The organism is Protofrankia sp. CiP1_Cm_nod2 (assembly GCF_920664355.1).
Classification (GTDB): domain Bacteria; phylum Actinomycetota; class Actinomycetes; order Frankiales; family Frankiaceae; genus Protofrankia.
On the sequence record NZ_CAKKTL010000024.1, the window covers coordinates 26,491 to 35,594 of the forward strand.

At 72.3% G+C, this 9,104-nt stretch carries 8 protein-coding genes; 6 read left to right on the plus strand and 2 right to left on the minus strand.

The features are described 5' to 3' along the window. Positions 1–476: 476 nt before the first annotated feature. Both NBW84_RS04540 and NBW84_RS04545 read left to right on the plus strand, forming a co-directional pair. Positions 477–1,595: a lysophospholipid acyltransferase family protein gene (locus NBW84_RS04540; protein WP_445548554.1), complete on the plus strand. Its 1,119-nt coding sequence runs from the start codon at positions 477–479 to the stop codon at positions 1,593–1,595. 3 nt (positions 1,596–1,598) lie between these two features. Then, positions 1,599–1,889: a hypothetical protein gene (locus tag NBW84_RS04545; RefSeq protein ID WP_250281993.1), complete on the plus strand. Its 291-nt coding sequence runs from the start codon at positions 1,599–1,601 to the stop codon at positions 1,887–1,889. Positions 1,890–2,081: 192 nt separating this feature from the next. Here NBW84_RS04545 and NBW84_RS04550 read toward each other — a convergent pair whose 3' ends face one another. Together NBW84_RS04550 and NBW84_RS04555 are read right to left on the minus strand one after the other, a co-directional pair. Beyond that, entirely contained in the window at positions 2,082–2,984 is a 903-nt protein-coding gene (locus NBW84_RS04550; protein ID WP_250281994.1) for an HAD family hydrolase, read from the minus strand. Positions 2,985–3,423: 439 nt separating this feature from the next. Next, the gene (locus NBW84_RS04555) at positions 3,424–4,272 is read right to left on the minus strand and encodes a sigma-70 family RNA polymerase sigma factor (RefSeq protein ID WP_250281995.1); all 849 of its coding nucleotides are present in this window, start codon (positions 4,270–4,272) and stop codon (positions 3,424–3,426) included. A gap of 777 nt (positions 4,273–5,049) precedes the next feature. Between NBW84_RS04555 and NBW84_RS04560 the strand changes: the two genes are divergently transcribed. From NBW84_RS04560 to NBW84_RS04575, 4 genes are all read left to right on the plus strand, one after another. Further along, entirely contained in the window at positions 5,050–5,334 is a 285-nt protein-coding gene (locus NBW84_RS04560) for a glutaredoxin family protein (protein ID WP_445548553.1), read from the plus strand. A gap of 217 nt (positions 5,335–5,551) precedes the next feature. After that, positions 5,552–6,433, plus strand: a complete 882-nt coding sequence (locus NBW84_RS04565) for a redox-sensing transcriptional repressor Rex (protein WP_250281998.1) — start codon at positions 5,552–5,554, stop codon at positions 6,431–6,433. Continuing rightward, positions 6,430–7,803: a glutamyl-tRNA reductase gene (locus NBW84_RS04570; protein ID WP_250281999.1), complete on the plus strand. Its 1,374-nt coding sequence runs from the start codon at positions 6,430–6,432 to the stop codon at positions 7,801–7,803. Before NBW84_RS04565 ends, NBW84_RS04570 begins: the two co-directional genes overlap by 4 nt. A 769-nt stretch (positions 7,804–8,572) precedes the next feature. Further along, positions 8,573–9,104 (plus strand): SAM-dependent methyltransferase (locus tag NBW84_RS04575; RefSeq protein WP_250282000.1); only part of this gene is annotated, 532 nt, incomplete at its 3' end.

Below are 9,104 nucleotides of genomic sequence, written 5' to 3' on the forward strand. Positions count from 1 at the left end.
AGCCCACGCAGGGCGGCCCCCGCAGAGCCGGCTCGCACAGGGTATCGGCCAGCTCGCGCAGGGTACCAGCTCACACAGAGTATGCGACTCACGCAGAGTATCAGGGCAAGTCCGGCGAAAAGGTGGTCACGGATGTGAGTGAGGCGCGCATCATCCCGCTGGGCAGCAAGGACGCCCGCGTCAGGGCGAGCGGTGGCGCGGTGGAACGCCGTTCCCGGCCGCGGGACCCGGCAGAGGGCGATCACGATGACCCGGTCGCCGTGAGCGGCACCGACGCCGGTGGGCCGGCCGACGGCGGGAGCGCCGCCGGCCCCCAGCGGGCCGAGGGCCCCGGCCCGGACCCGCGCCGGAACGATCCGCCCCCCTCAGCCACGACCGCGCCGACCGCGCCAGCGGGGACGGCGGGGACGGAGACGGACGCGGAGCGTTTCGGCGGCCAGCGCTGGCGTGACACCGGTCCCCCACATGGCCGGGAGCTGGCGCCGCATGGCCGGGAGCCGGCACGTCGCGTCGGCGCCCGGCTGGACAGCGTCGGCGCGGCAGGCCCTGACGGTGCCGGCGCGCGGGGCCCGGCGGTTCCCAGGGAGCCCCAGGCATCCTGGGAACCGCCGGAGCCCGGGGAGTTCTCCACCGCGGAGGCCGGTGACACGTGGGCCTCCGGGGAGCGGGCGGCTGCTTCCGGCCGGACCGCTCCCGCCGACGACGTCGGCGCCGGGCAGGCGTCCGCACTGCCGTCCGAGCCGTTGGCCAACGCGGGCAGCCTGGAACGGGCGCTCGCGGGCTTTCTCGCGTTCCTGCGGCGCCGGATCACCGGCGACTACGTGGTCGACGAGCACGGTTTCGACCCGGACCTGACCGAGAACGTCATCGCGCCGCTGCTGCGTCCGGTCTACCAGAACTATTTCCGGGTCGAGACGCGCGGTCTGGAGAACGTTCCGGACACCGGCGGCGCGCTGATCGTGGCCAACCACTCCGGTACCCTGCCGCTGGACGCGATCATGACCTCGCTGGCGATAATGGACCATCATCCGGCCCACCGGCACCTGCGGATACTCGCCGCGGACCTGGTGTTCTCCATGCCGTTCCTCGCACCGCTGGCGCGCAAGACCGGCAACACCCTCGCCTGCCAGGCGGACGCCGAACGGCTGCTTGCCGCTGGCCACCTGGTGGGGGTCTGGCCGGAAGGTTTCAAGGGGATCGGCAAGCCGTTCAGCGAACGCTACAAGCTGCAGCGCTTCGGCCGTGGAGGTTTTGTCTCGGCCGCCTTGCGCACGGGCGTCCCCATCGTCCCGTGCACGATTGTCGGGGCCGAGGAGATCTACCCGATGATCGGGAACTTCCGGACGTTCGCCCGGCTGCTCGGGCTGCCCTACCTGCCGATCACCCCGACGTTTCCGTGGCTGGGTCTCCTCGGCCTGGTACCGCTGCCGTCGAAATGGTTCATCGAGTTCGGCGAACCGGTGGAGACGGAATCACCGAACCCGGCGGCCGCCGAGGACCCCATGCTGGTGTTCGAGCTCACGGACCGCATCCGGGAGACGATTCAGCATTCCCTCTACGGGCTGCTGATGCAGCGCCGGTCGGTATTCTTCTGACCCGTGACGACCGTGGACGGGCAGCGGGTGGGCTGGTGGCGTGCGAGATCGCGGCGGACCTGGGTGGGCCGCGGCATCGTCGCCGGATATGTACTGTCGGTGACCGCCGTGGTCGCGGTCCTGGTCGTCATAGATGACCTTTTTCTGGCGGTGTGGCTGGCCGTCATCGAGGTGGCCTCGGTCCTGTCGATCGCCTGGGTGGCCCGGCGGCCCGAGCCGCCGCCGGAGCGGGCCCGACGCACCACCCGGCTGGGCACGCCGAACGATCCCGGCATGCCCAGCGGCCGCCGGTAGGCGCCCCGGCCCCGGTCTCGGCTGTCCAGCCGGCCCGGCCCGTCCCGTCGGCCCGCTGTCCAGTCGGGCCCGGCCGTTCGATAGGCGTCCGGTCGGCCGTCCAAGAAGCGTCCAAGAAGCGTCCGAGAAGCGTCCGAGAAGAAGGTGGCAGGGCTGTCCGGAAGGACGAGGGACGGCGGGGCCGTTCGGTGGTCAGCCGGCCACGCCGATATAGCGCCGGCGCAGCGCCATGCCGGCCGCCACCCCGCCGGCGAGCGCGCCCACCCCGGCCGCTGTCGGCACACCGATCCGGGCGGCCTTCCTGGCGGTGCGGAAGTCCTTGATCGGCCAGTCCCGCTCCCGGGCGACGGCCTTGAGGTCGGGGTCAGGATTGATCGCGACGGGGTGGCCGACCAGTGACAGCATGGGCAGGTCGTTGATCGAGTCGGAGAAGGCCCAGCACCGGGAAAGATCCAGCTGCTCGCGCTCGGCGAGCGCGCGTACCGCGGCTGCCTTGGCCGGGCCGTGCAGCGGCTCCCCGACGAGATGGCCCGTGTAACGTCCGTCCACGACCTCGCTGACCGTTCCGAGCGCGCCGGTGAGCCCGAGCCGCCGGGCGATGACCGAGGCGAGTTCCACCGGGGTGGCCGTGACGAGCCACACCCGCTGCCCGGCGTCGAGATGCTGCTCGGCCAGGGCCCGGGTGCCGGAGTAGATCCGTTCCGCCATCCGCTCGTCGTAGATCTCCTCGCCGAAGCGGACGATCTCGGCGACCTCACGGCCGGCGACGAACGCGAGCGCGGCCTCCTTGACGTCGCGCATCCCGTCGGTGTTCTCCTGCCCCAGAACCCGGTAGGTGACGTGCTGCCAGCCGAACCGCAGCAGGTCGCGGGACTGGAAGAAGTCGCGCGCGGCCATCCCGCGCGCGAAGTAGAAGATCGACGCTCCCATCATCATGGTGTTGTCCACGTCGAAGAAGGCCGCCGCGGTCGGGTCCGGCGGCGCCTTGGCCGTCTGGTCGGCGGCCACCTTCAGGGCCGCGGTGGCGGCGGCCTCGGCATCCGCCGCGCGGGCCTTGTCGTCCGCCGACCGTTGCGGGCGTGGTCGAAACCGCATCATGATCTCCTGGGCGTGCGCGGCGCGGGGAAGGAGCGTGCTGTGACGGTGACCCGGGAGCTGTCACGGTGATCCGGGAGCTGTCACGGTGCTGTCACGGTGACCTGGGTGCTGTCACGGTGACCTGGAAGAAGCGTTGACGTGCGAAGCGTACGGTGCGAACGGCCCGTGGCGGTGTACCAGCGCATCCGCGGCCCGCGGGTACCCGGGACGCCCAGCGCCCGCGGCGGCACCGGGAGCCTGTCCGCCGGGTGTACGGCCGGCGCCTGGCAGGCCACCGCCCGCGGCGCTACCCGGGGATGCCCGCGGCGGGCCGCGCCGGCTGCGCCGGGTCGTACCGGCTGTACCGGGTCCACGCCGGCAGTGGCGGACCGGACCCGGACCGGACCCGGACCGGACTGGGGACCGGACCGGGCCGGCCGTGGCGCCGGGAATGGTTTCAGGCCGGGTTCTCCCGGAGCCGCCGGGCCAGGGCGCGCACGGCCCGGTACTGGAGAGCCTTGATCGCGCCCTCGTTCTTGCCCATCGCCAGCGCGGTCTCCCGGACGGAGAGCCCTTCGACGAAGCGCAGCACCACGCACTCCTGCTGGTCGGGGCTGAGCGTGCGGACGGCGTCCATGAGGGCCCGGCCGGTGATGACGTCCAGTACCGACTCCTCCGGCCCGGACACGACATGATCCCGCCCCGCCGAGAGGATGTCGTCGGTGGGGAACTCCAGCTGGGCCTGTCGGGACTTCCTGGAGTCAATGATCAGATTCCGGGCGATGGTGATGAACCAGGCGCCGATGTCAGGCCCCTGCCAGGTGAAGGTCCTGATGCCGCGCAGCGCGCGCAGGAAGGTCTCGCTGACGATGTCCTCGGCCGCTGTCCGGCTGCCTATCCGGTAGTAGACGTAGCGGAAGACCATGTCCATGTAAAGGTCGTAGAGCTCCCCGAACGCCTCGCCGTCGCCCTGCTGGGCGCTGCGCACCAGGTCCGCGAGCTCGGCGTCCGGCCGGTGGGCGTTCGACGGTGACTCGTCGGGGACGGGCATCCCGTGGCCGGCCAGGCCGTCGGGGGAGGTGGACTGGGCCGTCCGCTGGCCGGGCGAGGCCCCTCCCGCCGAGTGGGCCATGGGGGGGCCGACCGGCGTGGCCGCCCGGAGCATGATCGTAATGCGGGCCAGCTCGGCGCGCAGCGCCGGGCAACAGGTGGGATCGGCACGTGGCATCACGACCTGGGCGGAGCCGGCGCACAGCGCCGCGCGGCCGCGGAGATCGAGAGCTGGTTGCGCCCACAGCGGGTTCACGTCGGTGATCGGTCCGCGGCGCCGCGGGAGACGGCACAGACCGGGCCGGGCCTCGGGCCGTCCACCGGGCGGGGGTCCTCGCTTCCACGCCCCCGCGACGTTCGGGAAAGGGCGGAGGGCATGCTGGCTCCAAAGATCGAGGAGGCCCGGCGGGGCGGGGTGTGGCCCGCTCGAGAACCGGGATTCTCCGGTGGGTGTCGGATCAGGTCGGACGAAGCCGACGGCGACGCGACCGCTTCCTGCTCCTTTCGGGTCAGGGGCGTCGAGGTGTGTCAACGGCCATCAGACGGGCCTGGTCGGCAACCCGCGGATCGGAGACCAGGGGACCCCGTGGCGATCCGACGGGCGCCCCTCCCGCGCGGGCGGCGTCATCGAGTCGTCCGGGGAGCTGGATCCGTCGCATCTCCCGGATTCGACAGGAACTCCGCGCGCGTGAAGAGCATGATCGCGCTACCTTTGATCCTCCGGAACCCTTTGGAAAGTTGAGTGTAGCCAACGACCTGCCGGCGGGCATGGGGAGCGAGGTGAAGATGCACGGTCGTCATCATGTGCTGGGACGAAGTGCTTTTCCGGCTTTGTTGCCCGGTGCGGGGGATCTTTTCGGCCCCGGCGCCTTTTGATGATCGAAAATGATGATCGAAGCGGATGGTCGCAGCGATGACGAGGGTTCCCGCGGGTCGAGGCGCCGGCGGTGGCGCTGACAGCGTGCACGGCGGTGCCAGTGTGGACGGCGCCGAGGTACGGGCGGACGTCGACGTCACCGGCGGCGCCGCCGCCATTGGCGGTGCCGCGCGGGCGGCGGATCGACGGATCACCCTGCTGGTCCGGGCCGGCTGTCACCTGTGCGCCGACGCCCGCGCCGCGGTGGCCCGGGTGGCGGCCGACACCGGCACCGGCTGGACCGAGACCGACGTCGACACCTCGGCCGAGCTCGCCGACGCCTACGGCGACCGGGTCCCGGTGATCCTCGTCGACGGGCGGGAGCACGGCTACTGGCGGGTCGAGGAGGCCCGTCTACGGCGCGCGTTGACCGTCGGCCGCTGGGGGCGGTCCAAGAAATGATCACGGGCCGGCCGCGTGGCGTACCCGAGTGCAAGATCATGTCAACTTCGTGAAGTCCTTCACGAGGTCGTAAACTCGCCCCGACAGCCGTCCACCGGCGTCGTTCGACCGCGAGACCGACCGTGGCGCCCGCCGCGGAGCTGGTAGCGGAGCACTGTGGGGCCGCGCGCCCGGCGTCGTCGGCGGCCGGGCGTCTTGAGTGGGGCGGGAGCCGTACATGACTGAGCTTCGGCGGGCGGCCGGCGCTGCCCGTGGACGCTCGTCCGTGCCCGAGGCGACGGTCGCCCGCCTCCCGCTCTACCTGCGGGTCCTCACTTCGCTCGCCGACCGGGCGGTCCGCACGGTCTCGTCCGAGACGCTGGCGAAGGCGGCCGGCATGACCTCGGCGAAGGTCCGCAAGGACCTGTCCTACCTGGGCTCGTACGGGACGCGTGGCGTCGGCTACGACGTCGACTTCCTGCTCGGCCGCATCGCCGCCGAGCTCGGGCTGACCGAGGACCGGACGGTCGTGCTGGTCGGGGTCGGCAACCTCGGCCACGCGCTCGCGGGCTACGCCGGCTTCCGCTCCCGGGGATTCCGGGTGGTCGCCCTGCTCGACGTCGATCCCGACCGGATCGGCGAGTCCGTCGGCGGCGTCGCGGTCAGCCCGCTCGACGAGATGGAAGCACTTGTCGAACGCAACCAGGTGACGATAGGTGTCATCTGCACGCCGGCCGCGGCCGCGCAGGCAGTGTGTGACCGCCTTGTCTCCGCGGGAATCACGAGCATCCTCAATTTCGCGCCGATCGCGTTGTCGGTGCCGGTGGGAGTGGACGTGCGCAAGGTTGATCTCGCTGTGGAACTGCAGATCCTGTCGTTCCACGAGGCTCGCAAGCGTTCGGCGCCGGCCACGGGCGGTGTGGCCGCACCCACGCGTCCACCCGGCCGCCGGGCGGGCCGCCCCGGTGAGCCCGCCGACCCGCGGCTGGCCGTGGTGACCCGTGCGCCCACCGGGCCGCCGGCACCGGGAACGCGGGGCGCCGACGGCCCGCTGGTGGGCACGCCCGGGGGGACGGGCGGGACCGCGAGGGGGGCCACCACCGGGGGTGAGACGTCATGAGCCTGCTGGTCGTCGGTCTCAACCACCGCAGCGCGCCCACGTCCACCCTGGAGAAGGCCGCGGTGCCGGACGACGACGTCCCGAAGGTCCTGTACGACCTGTCGCAGGCCGGATCCGTCGCGGAGAGCGTGGTGCTCTCGACATGTAACCGCACCGAGATCTACGCCGAGGTGGAGACCTTCCACGGCGGCGTCGCCGACGTCTCCGACCAGCTCACCCGGATCACCGGCACCCAGCTGGCGGATCTCGCCCCGCACCTGTACGTCCACCACGAGGCACGGGCCGTCGGCCACCTGTTCTCGGTCGTCTGCGGGCTCGACTCCATGCTGGTGGGGGAGGCGCAGATCCTCGGCCAGGTCCGGTCGGCCCTACGCGTGGCCCAGGCCGAGGCGAGCGTCGGCGCCACCCTCGAGGGCCTGTTCCAGACGGCCCTGCGGGTCGGTAAACGGGCGCACAGCGAAACCGCGATCGGCACCGCCGGGGCGTCGATCGTCTCCGTCGGGGTACGGCTGGTCGCGGCCGAGTGGGGGCCGCCGCCCGCCGACGCGGCCGACCCCTTACCCGGGAGCGCACCCGCCGGCAACACGCCCGCCGACGGCGCGCTGGCCGGCCGACGCGTCCTGCTTGTGGGCGCGGGGGCGGTGGGGGCGCTGGCCGCGGCGGTCGTACGGCGGGCCGGCGCGACCGACCTCGTCGTCGCGAACCGTACCGCGGCGCGGGCCCACCGGATCGCCGACACCTACGGTGCCGAAGTGATTCCGCTCACGCACCTGGCGGGCGAGCTGGGCCGGGCCGACCTGGTGATCTCCTCGACCGGCGCGTCCGGGCTGGTCCTGACCCGGGGCGTGGTGGCCGACGCGCTGGCCCGCCGCGGCGGCCGGCCACTGGTGCTGCTCGACCTCGCGCTCCCGCGGGACGTCGACGTGGCCGTCCGCGAACTGCCCGGCGTCACCCTTATCGATCTCGACACGCTGCGGACGGCCCTTGAGGGCCAGCAGGCGGTCAGCGACGTCGAGTCGGTGCGGACTCTGGTGGCCTCCGAGGTCAGCGCCTATCTCGACCGCCGCCGCGCGCACCGGGTCGCCCCGACGGTGGTGGCGCTGCGGGCCCAGGCCGCCGCCGTCGTCCGGGAGGAGCTCCTGCGGCTGCACACCCGGCTGCCCGACCTCGACGCGCGCGACTGGGCCGTGGTCGAGGGGGCGGTGCGCCGGGTGGCGGACAAGATCCTGCACGCGCCGACGGTGCGGGTCCAGCAGCTCGCCGCCGCCCCCGGCGGTGATTCCTACGCCGAGGCGTTGCGGGAGCTGTTCGATCTGCCGCGGGAGACTCCCGCGGTGGTCTCGTTACCCGATCTGCCGGAGGTGCCCTAGCGGCCGGCCGCGGCCGGCGCGGACGCGTCGTCCGGCGGCCGCAATACGAGGCCCAACGGGTGGCCCGGTGGATGACGCAGCGGCACAAACCCGGTCCGGGACTGAATATCCTGCCGATACGAGGTAACGTCGATACTCGGATAAGGGCCGCGCCGATAGACGCATTGGATCAGCGGGCTGTTGGATCAGCGGGCAGGGTTCGGCGGCGCGTCGCGAAGCAGTGTACGAGCTGCCCGGGGCTGTGGATCCGGCAGAGCCTGTCGACAGGCGCCGGAGTTGTCCCGTCCCGTGGGCGGGATGTCGCGGGCGGGAGCGTTCAACAAGATGGCGACGTCCGGGCAGAGGTCCGGCGAGGTGACGGGAGGGAGGCGCTGGCAGTCGAACACGTAGGTGAGCAGGACGCGTCGAAGCCCAGGTTCGAGCGCGCGGACTGTACCGACGACAGGCAACTCCCCGCGGGCTGCTACGGTTTGTACTGGACGGTCCACCATCGCGGGCTGCTGTTGTTGCCGAGCGTGCCTACCCGGCGGCCATTGAGGCCGGTCGCGGTGCGCTGGTCGGCGCCTTCGCCGAGGTCGCGATGGCGTCCACCGGAACATCGGGCGCCGGTGCCATTCGACCACGGGCCGTGGTCGCGTTGCCGGAGAGGGAGCGTGTTCTCCGGCGCGGGATCACCGGGTCCGCCGACTTACCCGGGGGCGCTGGGAGAGCGCCTCGCGGACACGATGTTGTCCGCCGGAGCACAGACGCTGATGGGAAATCGCTGATCATGGCCACCCGCCGCACAAAGAAGCCTCTGACCCCGGTCGCCCTCGTTGGAGCAGGCCCACGCGACCCCGGTTTGTTGACAGTTCTCGCCGCCGAGACGCTGGCCGGGGCCGATTCGGTAATCGTCGATCCGGACGTCGCCCCGGAGATTGTCGCCAAGCTGCCCGGCGAGGTGCTGCGGATCGGCGATACCGACGTGGCAAAACCAGTCCTGGACGCGACCGCGGCGACCACCGTCGTCGTCACCCGGGCCCGTGCCGGTGAGCGGGTCGTACGCCTGTACTCCTCGGATCCGTGGCTGACCGGAATCGGCACCGCCGACGCGCAGGCACTCGCCAAGGCGAAGATTCCCTTCCGGGTCGTGCCGGGGATTCCGACCGGCGCGGCGGTCGCCACCTATTCCGGGATCGCCACCGGCCTGCCGGTCACCTTCGCGAGCACCCAGGGGGTCTTCTCCGCCAGCGGGGTGCGGCCCACCGTGGCCCCGGTGGCGGAGACGCCCACCACGGGGCTGGGCGCCCCGCTCTTCGGGC